Consider the following 19,691-nt stretch of genomic DNA (forward strand, 5'->3'; position numbering starts at 1 on the left):
CGGTTGGTCAGGTCCAGAAGATAGAGGAACGCCATGTTTGAGAGAGACAGCCTGACAGCTTCCGGGGCGGTCCGGGTTACCAGTAGAGGCTTGTAGCTGGAGAGGTACCAGGTGACTGCCTGTAGCAGGAAGGCGGAAGGTTTGATCCAGTAATCATTGAGCTCTAGCTCAACCGCTGTGGCATGAGCCTGCATCAATGTGTCATGGATAGCCTTGATCAGCCCAGATTCAGACACGCCAACGGCATTGGCGTAAGGCGCCAGGGTATCCTGAATATTGGTAAGAAATGCTGCAGTCTTGCGGCCGTTTTCAAAGGCAATGTCGTCAAGAACGTAGTTGGCGATGACAGCAGCTACATATTCTTTCATGCCGGCAACAGACTCCTTCATACCTGCCGGTTCAGTGGCGGTCACGATCACAGGAGAAAAAGCGCTCTGTACGAACTCGTCAACACCCTCGTCGGACAGCATCCGGACAACGGCTTTGAACCGGGGCACCTTGACGCCATGTCCGTAGTCAAGAAAATGTTCAAATTCATCCACTGTCTGGTAACCATCAACACCTCTGACGGCCTTTAGATATTGATCAAGTTCAACCTGGCTGATCAGACCTTCACGCAATAGAGAGATGATCTTGTTACCACTGACAGAACGGACAGCGAAGTATTCCGAGAAGTCTTTCAGATTCCCTTGCTCATGCTGAACGAAGTAAGTGGCTGCTTCGCCCATGCCGTATATTTCATCGTCGTATTCTTGTGGCCCGGTTTTAATGTAAGCCCTCGCATGGCTCGCCAGATTCTGGACCTCATCCAGAATCTTCAGAGACTGATCTTCCGGAGACTCGAGGGCGAATGTCGTCTTCAGATCTTTGAAGACTTTCACAATCCGGGTGGCCTGATTAAATGTCAGATCAGGGACCTTTGCCTGCAGGCGAATGGGTGCAAATTCATCGTCAAAGTCGAAAGTCTGGAAATTGGGTACCGGTTTACCGCACAGTTTTGCTGATTCTGCCAGACCCAGTGCGGCTTCCAGAGCCTGTTTCCTGAGAGGATGTGTCTGAGTGAAGGTGTGTAAATGGGCCAGTATGTTTGCCTGTTTCGGCGTATATTGGAAGGGCCCGCCCTCATTTTCCATGGCTTGTTCTGCAGCTGCCAGTGCTTGCTTCATGTTCTTTATATTCGCTTCCCTGACTTCTACTTCTCTTTCCAGACATTCGTGCTGCCGGGTCAGTTGCAGGATCCTGTCGGCAGTATCATCATCCCCGAACAGCTCCAGCTGCTTGTTTCTTAAGGCAACAATCCGGGCGTCATCTGATACGAGTGTTTCTTTCTGTTCCGGTACTGAATTCGGCACTGCTTTACTATGAACCGCATCCAGTTTGCGACGAAATTCCTCCAGCTCACTTTCAGTTTTTTCTATGTCTCCTCTGGCTCTGGCCACATCACGTTCAAGAACGTATCGGGGTTTAGGTCCCAGGCGGGCCATTTGCCTGTCAAGCTCATTTTCAATGGCTGCAATACGGTCATTAACGTCAGGCCGACCGGCATTGAGAACTTTGTCATCCAACTGTTGGAGTTTTGCTTCAATCAGACTTTGGTCGAAAGGGGCATTATCTTTAAAGCCCTTAATGCCGAGTTGGCAAGCTATTTCATAGTTTCTGATTCTTTTGATACTTTCATCGTCATAGATTTCGTTTACTTCTCTCATTAATGCCAGAATTTTGCCTCTCAGAGCATGCTTCCGGTCAGACAGGTTCTCATTCTTTGTAAATTTTAACCCCAGATCACTGGCCAGTTTAGTAGTGAAAGCCTCACCTCTTGTTTTAGCTGGGACGTTTTCATGAGGGTAGATGTTTAGCCTGTCCTCTAAAGCCAGAATATAATCTGCCTGTCGTTCTCTTGCTCGCTGATCCGAATTTTCGATTTTAAAAGTAAGACGCTTACGAATCCTGTCAGGTCTGATATCTCTCTCCTCCAGAGCTCTGCTGTCATCTTCCCAGAGGGCTTTGGCCATCTCATTCAGTATGTATTTCGGAAGATTATCGTCATTAAGTCTTGTACGAATCCTGTCAACTCTTGTTGTTTTGTCATCATTTTCATTGGTTTTTATGTTGAATAGTGCTTCTATGGCTTCCAGTATTTTCAGGGCCTTTTCCTCTGACCGTTGTCCGGCTTCCCGGATGTATGCCTGTATGTCATCAGAAATGGCCTGACGACGGAGATACACATCGTCCTTTTCAGAGGAGCGATCCGGACTCAGGATTTCTTCCACGACACTGAGTTTCTTAAGTACTTCAGGCATGGCACTGGGGTGGCCGGGTGTCCTGATGTCTTGCAGTTCCTGTTTCAGCTTTGCAAACTCGAAGAGTTTCATACGCACTGTTGATTCCAGAGTTTCGCGGTCTTCTGGTGTGTTATCTTCGCTCTGTATACCAAGAATCGCCGCTATAGCATATTTTCTTTCCTCAGTGTAAGAATTCTCAATAGCCTGTTGCTTACTCAGTGTCTTGATTCTCTTAATCAGGATGTCCTGTTGAAGATCCATTGTCTTAAGTTTTTGAGACAGGAGCTGTTCCTGAGAATTTATGGCCTTGATTTTTTGAATCAGACATTTTTTCTGAACGTCAATACTTGTATTGTCATCAAAATTCTGAATGTTTAAATACACGGCAAAAGATGTATAAATGGCTTTGATTGCAGCTTCTTTTGCAGCCTCATCATCAAACTGCCCTGCGGCAGCAATCGCCTGTTTGATTTCATGAATTTTTATGCGGATGAGTTCGGCTTGCTGTTCTGGTGGCAGAGTATCATCCCAGTCATCCATACCAAGCTGAATGGCAAGTTCAAGGTTGCGAATCTTTCTGGCTTTCGCTCTGGCATCAAGGACTTTGCGTTCCAGCTGTGGGTTTGTTCGATCGATTTCTTTCTGAAGTCTATGTATCAGGTTTGTCTTTTGTTCCAGGTCTTGACGAAGCTGCATAATCTCATCGTCAACTTCCGGCCTGAGTTGTGAGGTTCTCAGTTTTTCTTCATCACTACCAATGGCTATTTGTGCTCTGCGCTGTAACCGTTTGCTTAGCTCGTAAAGCTCGTTTTCCATCTCAAGCAGCTGACCGGCAAAGTTGTCATTGACCCTGGAAGCAAAGCTGCCGTCTTCGTCAAAAAGATCGTCAAAAGGATCGCCAGACATTTTGGTGATAGTGGGAATACGTTCGTGAATATCATGAATAAAATCCCGGTTAGTCAGAAAATTTCTAAGTACAGGTTTGAAGCCGAAGTGTTTTACCAGTTGCATATGCACCCAGGTAGGAGTGATAAACGACGAAACGAATGTGATGTGTGGTATTGTGAATTCAAATTGATCTGCTCCATCTGAAGTAGCAGTTGTCAATGCCTGCTGAAGATGTTCATAGTATGCAAGCGACTCCAGTTTTTGATCGTACTGTCTACCTTTGTTAAGTCCGGTATTGTGCTGTAAGGCTAACTCCTCCAGCAGTGCCATCTGTCTGCTTCTAATGATGTACTGGTAGCTTCTGACATTGTCTTTTTTAACTTGTAAAATCGGCTCATCATCACAATCGGAAAGTCCTGCCCAGATGTCATGGAGACCTTCCACAAAAGCTATATCGGTTGGATTCTGTTTCTGACCACGGAAAACAATAATCTTCCCCTGAGCTTCAGTCACTTCCAGTTTTGGATAATCAGCAGGAACAGGATAAATCTGTGTCTCATCCTCGACGTGTATGACATAGCCGACGGGTTGATCGTATGACAAAAAATCTTCCAGAGCGTACAGTTGTAATTCTTTTCCCAGAACATGAACCTGGGTATAGGCAGAGGTGGCTGCTGCTAAAAGAGCTTCATCATTAACAAAGATCGATTGACCCAGGCGCTGCAGTTCAGGAGGAGGGTCGCCGGCAGCGACAAGACGCATAAAGGTGCGCCCTCTTACATCAACCTTGTCTACTTCGAGGTTGGCAAGAGCAACAAATTTATCTACTTCGCCAAGTTTTCCTGTTCTTTCCCTGGCGCTTTTGAGCACTCCAGCGAGATGTTCGGGGCTGGCAACTTTCGTAAACGGATCTAATGTTTGGGTGTTGTCTGATTGAGCGCGAACAGCCCTGATTGAATCCTGATGTGTCATTCCTTCCCTGACTTCGATGAGCAGTTTATTTTTTTTAAGGTTATGAGTGAACCTGAAGACTCCCTCATTACCGACCTTCAGGACTTTGGTGTACTTCAGAGCAGCGTCATTGTCGTCTGTTTCAAAAAGGTCAACTACGGAAACGCCACCCTCAATACCAGAAAGAATGTCTGTAAAGCCGTCAGAAGGAACGATATAGCCCGCTCTGGCTTCAGCCTGATCAGGGTAGGTGGTAGTAAAGGAATTAGGGATTGGCTGCTGGTCATCATCCAATGTTGGGTTAACGATGACCTCACTCTGGGTGAATTCCGCCTGTCCATTGCTCTGAATATCCACAGACTTTGTTTGCAGCCTGCGATCGGCCAGTGCCTGTGTACCGACGATGAAAGAACCGATGGCAATGGCCACAGCAAGGCTTAATGCATTGTGACGGGCATTTGTCATTCTACTACCTCAGAAGAACTAAATCAGTATGGTAGGTTTCGTTTGTTTATGAAGAGTTCATCCGCTGATTGCTGATATCAGAATTCGTCGCCGGTCTTTTTATCGTCTCTCTTGAGGAGCATTTTTCTTATCATGAGCATGAACTTTCTTATTACCGCTCTGCAGCCATCCATAGAAGGCTCCCAGAGTGTAGGAGTAAGGAATACTTTCTGCATGGGAAAATGACCATTGAGGCACACTTTTCTTGAAGTATTTCTCCCAACCATTGTCAAACATCTTCATGGTGCGATCACGTCTTTCACGGAATTGCAGATAACTCTCACTCCGTGTCCAGCCAAACATTACATTGTTTGTTTTAATACGGCCTGCATACTCTTCATCCGTTTCATTGAAGCGTTGAGGCGTGGCAACAGCTGTACGTTTCACATAGCCATATTCCGATTCACCCGTGCCTCGCCAGCGATTAAGCTTGTCAAGACTTCGCCCCAGAGGTCCGCCCAGCCATTGTGTGAGCATCCTGTTGTCGTTCATGAAAAAGTCGAAAGTGAGACTCGACGCCAGGGCCAATCCGAAGGTTTGCGCGTAGGTAAATCCGTATACAAGTCCGTGGACGTATGATCCGGCAGTAGCAACCGGACCCAGCACGAGGCCGGCTGTGACAGAGGCCAGTGTTTTCACTTTTTCAGGTGTGATCCTGTAAAGCAGGGGTATCTGAATCCCCTGTCCGGAACCCATGGATTTCACTATTTCAGGAACCAGGCGGAAAAGGTTGCGATACCTACAGGGGTTGGCGTTGTATTGTCTGGCAAACAGTAAAGAGTTGGTTTTCAGCAGGATGACTGAGGAAGCAGCTTTGCCCAATGGCATTGCCAGCCCACCCACTTCAGAGACTTTTTCAATGCCGCTGTGGTAGATATATTGGCCGGTTCGGTCAAGGTCAGCACTGCAGCGTTCCAACCAGTGCTGGAAAGGTGTGAGCATCCTGTGCGTGTAATCGCCCCGGTTGGTCAGATCCAGAAGATAGAGGAAAGCCATGCTTGAGAGGGACAATTTGGCAGCCTCCGGGGCGCTGTGGCTCACCAGTAGCGGTTTGTAGTGGGTGAAGTACCAGGTTGCCGCCTGTATCAGGGAGGCTGAAGGTTTGACCCAGTTTTCATTGAGCTGTTGCTCAACAGCGGCAACATGAACCTGCATCAATATGCCATGGATAGTCTGGATCAGTTCTGATTCAAATATTCCGGCAGCATGGGAGTAGGGTGTCAGGGTATCCTGAACATTGGTAAGGAATGCTGCCGTCCTGCGACCGTTTTCAAAGGCAAGATCGTCAAGAACATAGTTGGCAATGACAGCAGCTGCGAACTCTTTCATGCCGGCAACTGATTCCTGCATACCTGCCGGGGCAGAGGTGGCCACGGTCACAGGAGTAAAAGTATCCTGTACAAACTCCTCAATACCCTCGTCCGGCAGCATCAGGACAACCTGCCTGAAATCAGGCACCTTGACGCCGTGTTTATAACCAAGAAAGTGCTCAAATTCATCCACTGTCTGATAACCGTCGACACCTCTGACGGCTTTCATGTAGTGTTCAAGTTCAACCTGGCTGATCTGACCTTCACGCAATAGAGTGATGATCTTGTTACCACTGGCAGAGTGAGTAGCGAAGTATTCCGGGAAGCTTTTCAGATCCCCTTGTTCATGCTCGACGAAGTGAATAGCTGCTGCGCCCATACCGTGGATTTCATCGTCGTACTCTTGTGTCCCGGTTCCGATGTGAATCTTCGCCCGGAAGGCCAGCTTCTGAATTTCTTCCAGAGGGTTCAGAGTCTGGTTTTCTGAAGACTCTGATGTGAATGTTGCCTTCAGATTTTTGAGGACTTCGACAATCCGGGTGGCCTGATCAAGCGTCAGATCGTTTCCGGCCAATACCTTCAAGCGAATCGGTGCAAATTCATCGTCAAAATCGAAAGTTGACAGGCAGGGGATTGTCTTACCGCTTTTTACTGCTGATTCTGCCAGACCTATTGCGGCTTCAAGAGCTTGTTTCCTGAGAGATTCCCCCTGAATGTAAGCATGCAAATCCGCCCGTATTTTTGCCTGTCCGGGCGTGTACTGGAATGGGGCGCCGTCATTTTCGACGGCTTCTTCGGCAGCCTTCAGGACTTCCTTCATTCTCCCGATGTCTGCTTTTATGGTCTCAAGCTCAGCTTCAAGTCGGGCCTTTTCCTGAACCAGTTGCCGGATCTTGCCACCCTTTCCATCATTCCCGCCCAGCTCCAGACGTTTGTTTCTCAGGGTCTTGATCCGGTCTTTATAGGTATCAGAAGGGTCTGGTTCAATGCCAACAGCATCTTCAGCGACGTCAAGAAAGGTTTTATGATAATCCGTCAGAGCGTCTTTTGCTTTTGATAAAGCTTCACTTCTTCGCTTCAGGATTAAACCCAGTCTGGCGATTTCCTGCTTACGTTTGGTTTTAGTCTTCTCATCTGTGTTACCAATATCTTCAATCTCCAGTTTTTTACGATCGAGAAACTTTTGTGCGTTCCACTCTTCTTGCCGTCTATTGGTCACTTCTACACTTTTCCAGTCGTTCTCACGCAGGAATTCTGTGACATCAGCGTACTTTTTCCTGGTTTGAGGCAGTTCGCCCCCCGCTGTTTGATCAACTTCATCGACTTCATCCCAACCATGAACGATGGTGTTGATGTCGTCTATTCGGTCTCCAGTGGTTTGCTCATCACCCAGTGTCAGACCCAGGCTGGTTTGAATTTTTTTCACTACCCGATCAGGCGCTATCATGTCTTCACCCGTGACAGGGTCGACGTCAGCAGAAACAGGCCCCTTTTTGTGATAAACATCATCTAGTTTGCGATAGACCGCTTCCGACTTATCTTCAGCTTCTCTTACTGCTTGTCTGGCTCTGGCGACCTCACGCTCAAGAACGTATCGAGGTTTAGGCCCCAGACGAGCGAGTTGCCTGTCAAGCTCAGCATCAATGGCTGCGATACGTTCGTTGACATTGGGGTGACCCGCTTCGTTTACTTGTTCTGCCAAACCTATGAGTTTTGCTGCGATGTCACTGAGCTGATCCTCCATGGGGGCATCATCCTGATAGTCCCCAATCTCGAGTTGGTGAGCAATTTTATTGTTTATATCTCTTTTGATAGCTTCATCGACATTGTGTTCGTATAAATCATCCATTAATGCCCAAATTTTTTCTTTCAGAGCATCCTTCTGTTCATTAAGACTGGTATCTTTTTTTAATTCTACTTTTAGATTCCAGGCCAGTTTAGCAATGAAATCCCTGCTTCTTTCTTTGGCAGCAACGTTTTCATTCTTGTCAATCTTCAGTCCGGTCTCTATAGCTTGAAGTAACCTTTTCTGTAGTCTTAAGGGGGACTCAAACTCGTTTAAGATATGACCTCTAAAATGTGTACTAAGCAGATTAATTTTTTCTTGCTTGTCTGCACTCAGAGTTATGCTGCCTGGTTTAAAGAGGTTATTTCCTATCTCATCCAGTTTGTTTTCCGGGATATCATCTTCGAGCAGTGTCCTGTGAACCTTGCTAAGTCTTGTTACTTTGTTATCGCCTTTATTGACTTCAATTTCGAGTGTTTTCTCTGAGCCCTTCAGTAATTCCAGGATCTCTTTTTCTGCGCGCTGTGCGGCTGTGATGTGTGACTGCATTACCTCAGCAATGGCCTGACGACGGTAATACACATCGTACTCGTTACTGGGCATGCCCAGGACTTTTTCCACGGCACTGAGTTTATCAAGCACTTCAGGCCCGGCTGAGTGGACAGGTGTTCTGATAAGTTCCAGTTCATCTTCCAGAACTTCAAGTTTCCTGATATTGAACTGGATAGTTTCCATGAATTCTCTGCGAGACTCTGGTGTGCTGTCCGGGTCCGGTGCGGTACCATAAATTGTTGCCACAGTAGCTTGCATGAGTCTGATTTCAGCTTCATCAAGACCGCTTTTAACAAATTTTGCCTGTAAATCCTGAACCTTCATTTCTCCGTCTTGAATGTTCTTTGTGAGAAGTCTTTGAAGCGGTTGATGTTGACGATCATTCAGCGCCATGATTGTCTGTCTATGAGCATCCAGTGCCCTGACTCTCTGAAGCAGAACTTTTTGCTGAGTCTTAATATCTGCATTGCCATCAAATGTCTTGAGGTTTAAATGTGAAGCAGTGATTGCAAAGCAGGCTTTGATTTTATCTATTTTTTCCGTCTCTGTGCTGATGCTTTGTCGTTGAGTACGTTGTTGACCGGGCTGGCTTTCAATCATCGGCACTTTTGTTTTTACAGCTTCTTCGTCAGGTTGTCCTGTTGCGGTAAGTGCCACGATAACTGCTTTGCACATATCATTCATTTTCTCCAAGAGACGTCTGGCTTGCTTTTCTTGTGGCTGGGTATCATCCCAGTCATCAATACCAAGCTCCTTTGCCAGTTGAGTAATGTGAATTTTTTTGGCTTGTTTTCTGGAATTACGAAGTTGTTGTTCCAGCAGAGCAGTTCGCTCGACTTCCTGCATCATTTTCTCTTGCAGGTCTCTCTGACCTTTCTGCTTAACAAGAATCTCTGCAAGTTTATCCTCAACTTTCCGATAGCGTTCTTGTACTTCCGGTTTCATGTGCTCGCTGGCATCGGCTCTATCCAATTCGTGCTGCAACGCATATTTAAACCGGATGAGCCTGATTTCCTCTTTCTGTAGTTCTTTCAGCTTGTTTTCCACCTCAATCAGTTGTCTGGTCATGTCGTCCATGATTTTGGTTGCAAACGTTTCGTCTCTGTCAAAGGCCCCGACCATCACTGAGGGTAAAAGAGGCATAAGTTTCTGAACAAAATACCCATTAGTCAGAAAATCTCTAAGTTTTGGTTTGAAGCTGAAGTGTTTTACGAATTGGGCCTCCATCCAGTTTGGCGTGATGATCCTTGCAGCGACTTTGATATTTGCAGATGAGAACTGAAATTCATCTGCTCGATCTGGAATTGCACTGCTCAATGCCTGTTGGAGGTATTCATAGTCCGCAAGCTTCATCAGTTTATGAGGGTCGGGTTCTGCATTGGGCTGTGCAGCCAACTCCTCCAGCAGCGCCATCTGCCTGCTACGAAGGGTGTACTGATAGCTTTTGACCTTGTTTTTATTAACCTTTGCTATCACTGGAAAAGGAGAGTCATCAATGACAGCTTCTTCGTCGAGTGTAAAGAGTCTTTCCACAAAAGCGACATCGCCCGGATTCGGTATCTGACCACGGAAAACAATAATCTCTCCCGGGGCCTCTACCACTTCCAACTTTGGATAACCCGCAGGCACAGGATATGCCTGTGTATCATCCTCAATGTGTACAATATATCCGACGGGTTTGCTGTGTGCTAACAGATTATTAAGTGCCTTCTGTTGTAAATTCTTTCCAAGGACATGAACCTGGATATAGGCTGAGGTGGCGGCTGCAAAAAGGGACTCGTCGTTGACAAAGATTGATTGACCCAGGTGTCCCGGGTCGGGGGGCTGATCGCCGGAAGCGATAAGACGCATGAAGGTGCGCTCGTTTACTTCAACGGCTCCTACTTCGATGGTGGCAAGGGCGACATAGTGATCACTTGTGCCAAGGTTTCCTGCTCTGTCATTTGCACCTTTCAGGACTCCGAACAGTTGTCCGGGTCCGGCGATTTCCGTTAACGGTTCTAATGATTCAATGCCCATTAATTGATCACGAACAGCCTTAACTGAATCCTGGTCGGTCATTCCGCCCCTGACTTCAATGACCAGTTTCTTTTCTGCAAGGTTATGGGAGAACTTGAAGACACCCTCATCAGCCACTTTCAGGACTTTGGTGTATTTCTGAGCGACGTTATTCTCACCTGTTTCAAACAGATCAACAGTGGATACAACACTATCAATATCAGAAAGAATGTCTGTAAAGCTTATAGAAGCGCCGATATAGCTCGCTCTGGCCGGAGCCTGATCAGGATACGTGGTGGTAAAGGATTGGAAAACAGGTTGCTGGTCATCACCTAAAGTGGGTTTAACGATGACCTCACTCCGGGTAAACTCTGTATGTCCGTTGCTCTGAATATCGACAGACTTTGTCTGCAGCCCGCGATCCGCCAGTGCCTGTGTACCCGTGACGAAAGAACTGATGGCAACGGCTACTGCAAGGCTTGATACATTGGGGTGAGCGCTCGTCATTCTAATGCCTCAGAAGAACGAAACCAGTATGTATTCCTTTAAACTGGTTTCGTTGGGATGGTTGTGAAAAGGTCATCCGCTGATTTCTGATATCAGAGTTCGTCGCGGGTCACTTTATCGTCTCCCTTGAGAAGCATTTTTTTATCATGACCAGAAACTTTCTTATCGTCGCTCTGTTGCCAGTTGAAGAAGGTACCCAGAGTGTAAGAGTAGGGAATACTTTCTACATGGGAGAATGACCATTCAGGCACATTTTCCCTGAAGTATTTCTCCCAGCCATTGTCAAACAACTTCATGGTGCGATCACGGCGTTCACGAAACTGCAGATAATTTTCGCTTCGAGTCCAGCCATGCATCATGTTGTTTACTTTAACGCGGCCTGCGTACTCTTCATGCGTTTCATTGAAGCGTTGAGGTGTAGCAATGGCAGTACGTTTCGCATAGTTATCGCCGGTTTCACCGACTCCTCGCCAGCGGTTGATGGTGTCAAGACTTCGGCCCAGGGGGCCACCCAGCCATTGAGTCAGCATCTTGTTGTCGTTCATGAAAAAGTCGAAAGTGAGACTCGACGCCAGAGCAAACCCGAACGTTTGCGCATAGGTATACCGGGATAGTATACCATAGGCGTATGCTCCGGCCGTGGCAACCGGACCCATCACCAGACCGGCTGTGGCAGAGGCCAGAGTTTTCACTTTTTCGGGTGTCATCCTGTGCAGCAGCGGTATTTGAACTCCCTGTCCGGACCCCATGGATTTCACTATATCGGGCACCAGACGGAAAATGTTGCGATACATGTAGGGGTTCGCGTTGTATTGTCTGGCAAACAGTAAAGAGCCGGTTTTCAGCAGGATGACTGAGGAAGCGGCCCTACCCAATGGCATTGCCAGCCCACCCACTTCAGAGACTTTTTCAATGCCACTGTGGTAGGCATATTGGTCAGTTCGGTCAAGGTCAACACCGTAGCGTTCTAACCAGTTTTGGAAAGGTGTTGGCATCCGGTGCAGGTAATCACCCCTGTTGGTCAAATCCAGAAGGTAGAGAAACGCCATGTTTGCGAGGGACACTCTGGCAGCATGCCTGGCGGTATATGTCACCAGTAGAGGTTTGTAGCTGGAGAAGTACCAGGTGACCGCCTGCACCAGCGAGGCCGAAGGCTTGATCCAGTAATCATTGAGCTGCCGCTCAACGGCTGCGGCATGAGTCTGCATCAGTGTGCCATGGATAATCTGGATCAGCTCTGATTCAGACATGCCAGCAGCATTGGCATAAGGTGTCAGGGTATCCTGAACATTGGTCAGGAATGCAGCCGTCTTGCGGCCGTTTTCAAAGGCGATATCGTCAAGAACGTAGTTGGCGATAACAGAAGCTGCGTACTCTTTCATGCCGGCAACAGACTCCTTCATACCCGCCGGGCCAGTCAGGGGCATAGGAGTAAAGGCATTCTGCATGAATTCCTTAACACCCTCATCGGACAGCATCCGGACAACAGCCTTGAAATCAGCCACTTTGATTCCATGTCCATAGCCCAGGAAGTGCTCAAATTCATCCACTGTCTGATAACCGTCGACACTTCTGACGGCCGTGATGTAGTTCTCCAGTTCAACCTTGCTGATCAGACCTTCACGCAATAGCGTTATGATCTTGTTACCACTGGCAGAACGGGCAGCGAAGTATTCCGAGAAGCCTTTCAGATCCCTTGCCTCACAATCGACGAAGTAAATAGCGGCTTCGCCCATACCGTGGATTTCATCGTCGTACTGTTGTGGCCCGCTTTTAATATAAATCCTTGCCCTGTTTGCCAGATCCCGGGCTTCTTTCAGAGGGCTCAGAGACGGACCTGCTTCAGGCCCGGACGTGAATGTCGTCTTCAGATTTTTGAAGACTTCTACCATTCGTCTGGCCTGATCAAACGTTAGATCGTTGCCGACCGATGCCTGCAAGTGAACAGGTGCCCATTCATCGTCAAAGTCAAAAGTCAGAAGATCGGGTACTGGTTTATCACTCAGTTCTGCTGAGTGTGCCAGACCCATTGCGGCTTCCAGGGCCTGCTTCTTGAGAGAGTGCGCTCGAATGAAGGCGTACATATTGGCGAGTATTTCTGCCTGTCCCGGCGTGTACTGGAAGGGGCCACCCTCATTTCTGACAACTTCCTCTGCAGCTTCCAGAACTTGCTCCATGTTCTCTATATTCGCTTTTTTGACTACTGCTTCTTTTTTCAGACGCTCCTGTTGCCGGATCAGTTGCAGGATTTTGCCGCCACTACCATCATCCCCGAATAGTTCCAGCTTTTTCTTTCTGAGGGCATCAATCCGGGTATCATAGCTAGCGGTAGAGTCTGGTTTGAGACCCATGGCATCTTCAATGACTTTAAGACTCCCCTCATGATCCTCCATAGCTTCCTGTGCTTCTGATAACAGAGCTTGCTTCCGGTTCGCTACTAAATTCTGCAAAGGGCTCTCGTCAATGTCTTGATTTTTGTTGTTCAGATCCTCTTGTGCCTGTTTTTCTTCAACTTTTGCATAGGCTGCCAATTCCATTTCTCGCAAATCTTGCTCTCGCAGGAAATTCGTGACCTGAGTGTACTTTCTCCTGATGGCAGGCATTTCGCCCTTAGCGTGATCGACTTCAACCTGACCATCAGTGGCTGCATAATCCGTGTCAGAGGGGGTGTCACCAGAATGTGCGAATGCCGCTTGTTTACCATAAACAGCATCCAGTTTGCGATGGATTGACTCCAACTCACTTTTAGCTTTTTCTATGTCTCCTTTGGCTCTGGCTAGCTCACGATCAAGAGCGTATCGGGGTTTAGATCCCAAGCGAGCCATTTGCTTGTCAAGATCATTTTCAATGGTTGCGATACGCTCATTAATGTCAGGCTGACCTGCATTGAAAATTGCTTCATACAGCTCTTTGAGTTTTGCTTCAATCAGACTGTTCTGATTGTTGATAGTGGCATCCTCTTCATAGTCCTTAATGCTGAGTTGATGGGCCAGTTCATTGTTTCTGGCTCTTCTGACACCTTCATCGTCAGAAGCTTCGTCGAATTCATCCATTAATGCCTGAACTTTGGCTTTTAGAGCATCCTTTTGATCAGACAGATTGTCATCTTCTGCAAATGCGATATTCAGATCTTTGGCCAGTTTCGCGGTGAGAGCTTCGCCCCTTTCTTTAGCAGCAACATATTCATGAGGGTGGATCTTCAGCTTCTCCTCTACGGCTGCAAGCAAACATGTCTGTTGTTCTTTGGCGTGCTTGTCCAGGTACCAATCCTCAACTTTATAGGCTAGAACCGCACGAAGCTTCTTGAGTTTGAGATCCCTCTCGCTCAGGGCTGTGCTGTCTCCTTTCCAGAGGGCTTGACCTATGCGGTCCAGCGTATCTTCTGAGATATCGCCGTCGTCAAGCACTGTATGGACCCAGGCAAGTCTCGCTGCTTTGTCATCCTCTTCATCGAAATTGATATTAAGTATTTCTTCTACGGCTTCCAGCAGAGCTATCTGTTGTTCTGTGGCATGCTTACCCGGGCCCGGGTCTTCGATTTTATAGTGAAGATGTGCAAGAAGCTTAAGGAGTTTGAGATTCTTCTCGCCCCGGGCCGTGATTTTATAAGCCCAGAGGTTATTGTCTAACTCATCCAGCAGCTTGTCCGGGAGGTCACCGATGTAAAGTATTCTATAAATTTTGGTGAGTCTTGTTGTTTTGTCATCCTCTTCATTGACTTTGATGTTGAGTATTTCTTCTGCGGCTTTCAGCAGGCTGAGGGCCTCTTCCTCTGTCCGCTGTCTGGCATCTCTGATGAATGCCTGCATGTCATCAGAAATGGCCTGGCGACGGAGATATACATCGTTACTTTCATCAAGGTTACGCATCTCAAGGGCTATTTCCACATTACTCAGTGTCTCAAGGACTTCAGGCATCGCTTCAGGGTGGCCTGGTGTTCTGATGTCTTTCAGTTCTTTTTCCAGCTTTGCAAGCTCGAAGAGCTTGACATGTACCGTTCTTTCCAGGGTTTTCCGGTCTTCCAGTTTGCTGTTTTTATTTAGGTCAATACCAAGAACCTCTGCCAGAGCGGCTTTTCTGGCATAGGTGAAAGAGTCCTCTAAATCCTTTTGATCTCTCAATGTCTTCAGGCTCTTATGCAGAATTTTATGTTCAGCATCCATTGTTGTAAGTTTTTGAAGCAGGCGCTGTTCCTGATCCTCAATATCTGCACTGCTACCAAAATTCTCAATGTTTAAATAGGCGGCAAGGGTTGCATAGCTGGCTTTAACCTTAGCTTGAAAAAGTTCTTGATCGATCTGAGCTACCTGCTCTTTTAGTTGCTCCCTGATAGCCTGGTGACGGACTTGCGGGTCCTTTTTATTATCCGGAACCAGACCGAGCTGAATTTCAAAGTTAGCCAGATTATTCCGGGTTACACGACCGATTGGCCCTTGCTCATGTTGCAGCTGTTGATGAATGGACTGAAGGCGGGTCTCCAGATCATTTTCATTGTCTGGAATAATATTGAGTTTGCTTTCAATGGCCGCTATTTTTTCTTTTGCAGCCTCTTCCGCAGGGTGTTCTGTTGTGTCTTTTGCGGGAATTGATGTTATGGCAGCCGGTGTTGCGGCAACCAATGTTCTGGCAACTGGTGTTGCGACAACCGATGTTGCGACAAACGGTGTTGCGACAACCGATGGCGCGACAGCCGAGGGCGCGACAGCCGAGGGTGCGACAACCGATGGCGCGACAGCCGAGGGTGCGACAGCCGAGGGTGCGACAGCCGAGGGTGCGACAGCCGAGGGTGCGACAACCGATGGTGCGACAAACGGTGTTGCGATAATCGATGTTGCGGGTACTGGAGGCTTGTTTTCAAGAATTTTTTGGCTGATGATGCTCGTTTGTTCCTCTGGTGACAGGGCATCATTCCAGTTACCAATACCAAGCTCTGCTGCTATTTGTGCATTGCGGGCTTTTGTGGCGTCTGCTGCGGCATCACGAACTTGTTGTTCCAGCTTTGGAATTTGTTTGATTGTCTGCTGAAGTTTTCGTAACCAGACTTCCGGTTTTTCCTGATCATGTTGAGCCTCTTTATATTGTTGAATAATCTCAATTTCCTGCTGTTTAAGATCCCACTTAATGGCCTGCTGACGGGCTTTAAGGTCATCTTCGATATTCGGAATCAGGCCGAGTCGGCCTTCAATGTTAGCCAGTTTTTCCCGGGCTTTCTCATCGGGCAGTCCAGCGATTTGAAGCAGTTGATCTTTAATGGAATAAAGTTGACCCATAGTGTTTCCATTGACTGAAGTAAAGATGCGCTGACCTCCAATGTTCGCCTGCTTTGCGTTTGCAGCTTCTTGCGCGGGTTGTCTCATTGCAGCAACCATTGGCTGGGTATCATCTCTGCCATCAAAACCAAGATCTGTTGTTTTAGTGTTGCGGGCTTTTGTGACATCTGCTGCGGTATCACGAACCTGTTGTTCCAGCTGTGGAATTTGTTCGAATGCCTGGTGAAGTTTTTGTAACCAGACATCCGGTCTTTCCTGTTCCAGTTGCTCCTCTTTATATTGTTGAGTAATCTCAATTGCCTGCCGTTTAAGATTCCATTGAATCGCCTTGCGACGAGCTTCAAGGTCTTCTTCGTGATTCGGAGTCAGGCCGAGCTGACCTTCAATGGTAGCCAGTTTTTCCCGGACTTTCTCATCAGGTAGTCCGGTGATTTGATCCAGCTGCTCTTGAGTGGATTGAAGGTCATCCAGAGTGTTTCCATTGACTGAAGTAATTTTGCGCTTGCCTCCAATGTTCGCCTGCTTTGCTTTTGCAGCTTCTTCAGCAGGCTGTCTTGTTGTGGCAGCCAATGGCTTGATTTTAAGGATTTTTTCTCTGATGCGTCTGGCTTGTAATTCCAGCGGCTGAGTCTCATCCCAGTCGTCAATACCCAGTTCTGTTGCTGTTTGAGCGTTGCGAGCTCTTATGGCATCGTCTCTGGCATCTTGAACTTCTCGTTCCAGCGTTGGAATTCGTTCGACTTCCTGCTCAAGTCGTTCTAACTGGTTTTTCTTTTCTCTGGCAATGGCTCTGACCATATGAAGTTTTTTTTCAAGCTCTGGAATTTGTTCGACTTGTTGCTGAAGTTTCACCATGTGGTCTTGCACTGCATCCATCCTGTTGCGATGCTGTGCAAGCTTAGTTTCCAGTTGTTGCCGATCCTGAAACAGTCCGAGTTTTTCCTTTTCAATGGCCTCGGCTTTCTCCGTTGCGAGCTTCATCAGGTATCTGAGCTGGGTGATATCGCCTTCTCTTTGCCGCAAAGCCAGCAGCTTGTTTTCCATCTCCATCAGCTGTCTGGAAATGTTGTTTATAACTTTGGAAGCAAACTGTTTATCGTCCCCGGGAGCATCATCCTGCACTTGGTTGATATTGCTGATAGCAGGTATCACTCGATGAATACTGTGAATAAAGAGCTGATTGTTCAGAAGATTTCTAAGTACGGGGTTGAAACCGAAGTGTCTGAAGAGTTGATTATGTACCCAGCTTGACGTGACGACCGACGAAGCCACCCTGATGTGTCTTACTGTGAATTCAAACTCATCTACCTCATAGGGTGGAGCAGCATTGGTTAATGCCTGCTCGAGAGATTCATAGTATGCAAGCGTAAGCAGCCTTTCTACCTTATCTTCAAGTTCAATCCCGCCCTGTACAGCTAGCTCCTCCAGTATTGCCATCTGCCTGCTTCGAATGATGTATTGGTAGTTATTGAGCATCCTTTTTTTAATCCGGGTTGATACTTGTGCTTCAGACTCATGAGTATGACCCGATGTTTGCCAGAGTCTGAATAGGCGTTCCACTAAAGCGGCTTGGGCCGGATTCTGTTTTTGACCACGGAAAACAATAATCCCCCCCCGGGTCTCACCAGTCACTTCCAGTTTTGGATAACCCGCAGGCACAGGATAAACCTGTGTGTCATCCTCGACCTGGACAACGTATCCGACGGGTTTGCTGTGTGCTAACAATTCATTAAGAGCCTGCTGTTGTATATCCTCTCTCAGGACATGAACCTGGATATAGGCAGAGGTGGCTGCTGCCAGGAGAGCATCATCATTGATAAAGAGTGATTGACCCAGGCGTTTCAGCTCAGGAGGCTGATCACCTGCAGCGATAAGACGCATGAAGGTACGCTCATACACTTCAACTTTTTCTACTTCAATGATGGCAAGGGGCACAAAGTCATCACGGGTGCCGAGGTATCCTGCTCTGTGATCGGCACCTTGCAGCAATGCTGACAGTTGTGGGGGACTGGCGATTTTCGTTAACGGTTCTAAAGATTGGACGCCACTCCATTGATCACGAACAGCCTTAACTGAATCCTGATCGGTCATGCCGCTTCTGACTTCAATGACCAGTTGCTTTTCTGCAAGGTTATGGGTGAACCTGAAGACACCCTCATCACCGATCTTCAGGAGTTTGGTGTACTTCTGAGCAATGTCATTTTCGTCTGTTTCAAACAGGTCAACGCTGGAAACGCTACCATCAGTGACGGAAAGAATGTCTGTAAAGCTAATGCCAGGGCCGGTATAGACTGCTCTGAATGTCGACAGATCAGGGTAGGTGGTGGTAAAGGATTTGGGTATTGGCTGTTGGTCATCACCTAAAGTGGGCTTAACGATGACCTCACTCTGGACAAACTCGTAATGTCCCTTGTCCTGAATATCGACAGATATTGTCTGCAGTTTGCGCTCGGGCAGTGCCTGTGTACCCATGATGAAAGAGCTGGTGGCAAAGGCCACGGCAAGGCTTAAAGCATTGGGGCGTGCGTTCGTCATTCTACTACCTCAGAAGAACGAAACCAGTATGTATTCCTTCATACTGCTTTCGGTTGGATGGTTATCAAGAGGCCATCCGCTGATTTCTGATCAGAATTCGTCGCTGGTCTCTTTATTGTCTCCCGAGAGGCATTTCCCGATCATGACAAGAGAGCTTCTTGTCATTGTCCTGTTGCCACTCGAAGAAGGCACTCAGAGTGTAGGAGTAAGGAGTACTTTTTGCGTGGGAGAATGACCATTCAGGTACATTTTCCCTGAAGTATTTCTCCCAACCATGCTCATACATCTTTGTGGTCCGATCACGTCGTTCACGGAACTGAAGATAATTCTCCTTCCGCGTCCAGCCAGGCATTATGTTTTTGGCTTTAACAGGGTTGGCATGCTCTTCATCGGTTTCAACGGAGCGTTGAGGTGTGGAAACAAGTGTTTGAGCGCAGGTAAACCCTGATACCAGACCGCAGGCGTATGCTCCTGCAGTGGCTACCGAACCCAGCACGAGGCCGGCTGTGGCAGAGGCCAGAGTTTTCACTTTTTGCGGTGTTACCCTCTGCAGCAGTGGTAGCTGAACCCCCTGTCCGGAACCCATGGATTTCACTATATCGGGCACCATACGGGAAAGGGAGCAACTTCAATTAACACGGGGCTGTCAATCGCCCAGGGTTGTTCCGGTAAGTTGTTGAGTGAATTTAGTTCACAATGGCAAAGTCCAATGACAGTAGAATTGTGTTGTTTTTTCGGGGCAGGAATACATTTATGCACGCCTCATAACAGGGCTTGATCGATGGCCCGACGCTACGTATTTTTATACTGGTTGTTTTTGGATGGCTATTAAGGGGGCCATGCACTGGTTTCTGATATTAAAGTTCGTTGTGGATATTCTTATCTTTTTCAGAGGCGAACTTCTCAATCTTCTGATCAGCCCGTGCTACTTTCATGGCCGAAAGGGTTTTCTCAGGCGTTGCAGTCCTTGTAGCCTTCCTGTCAATCCTGTCACTCCTGTGCCGCCATTCATAGAAGGCACCCAGAGTGTAAGAGTAAGGAATACTTTTTGCGTGGGAGAATGACCATTTAGGTACATTGTCCCTGAAGTATTTTTCCCAGCCATGCT

The 19,691-nt window shown here is 47.5% G+C and carries 5 protein-coding genes; all 5 read right to left on the bottom strand.

Annotation, left to right across the window (positions count from 1 at the left end; all coding sequences use genetic code 11):
• A partial coding sequence (locus KDK17_RS00400; RefSeq protein WP_257287090.1) for a hypothetical protein occupies window positions 1-4,586 on the bottom strand: 4,586 nt, incomplete at its 3' end.
• A gap of 99 nt (window positions 4,587-4,685) precedes the next feature.
• Window positions 4,686-10,778, bottom strand: coding sequence for a hypothetical protein (locus KDK17_RS00405; RefSeq protein ID WP_257287091.1), 6,093 nt, complete (start codon window positions 10,776-10,778; stop codon window positions 4,686-4,688).
• Between the two features lie 92 nt (window positions 10,779-10,870).
• Entirely contained in the window at window positions 10,871-18,583 is a 7,713-nt protein-coding gene (locus tag KDK17_RS00410) for a hypothetical protein (RefSeq protein ID WP_257287092.1), read from the bottom strand.
• Window positions 18,584-18,695: 112 nt separating this feature from the next.
• Entirely contained in the window at window positions 18,696-19,178 is a 483-nt protein-coding gene (locus KDK17_RS00415) for a hypothetical protein (RefSeq protein WP_257280425.1), read from the bottom strand.
• 262 nt (window positions 19,179-19,440) lie between these two features.
• Window positions 19,441-19,691, bottom strand: a 251-nt coding sequence (locus KDK17_RS00420; protein WP_257287093.1) for a hypothetical protein, incomplete at its 5' end; no start/stop codon positions are given.

It is taken from the genome of Endozoicomonas sp. SESOKO2, assembly GCF_024606245.1.
In the GTDB taxonomy this organism is placed as follows: domain Bacteria; phylum Pseudomonadota; class Gammaproteobacteria; order Pseudomonadales; family Endozoicomonadaceae; genus Endozoicomonas_A.

Excerpts from the sequence above, each read along its gene's own strand:
- KDK17_RS00405 (WP_257287091.1), bottom strand. The coding sequence starts at position 10,778 with ATGACGAGCGCTCACCCCAATGTATCAAGCCTTGCAGTAGCCGTTGCC.
- KDK17_RS00410 (WP_257287092.1), bottom strand. The coding sequence starts at position 18,583 with ATGACGAACGCACGCCCCAATGCTTTAAGCCTTGCCGTGGCCTTTGCC.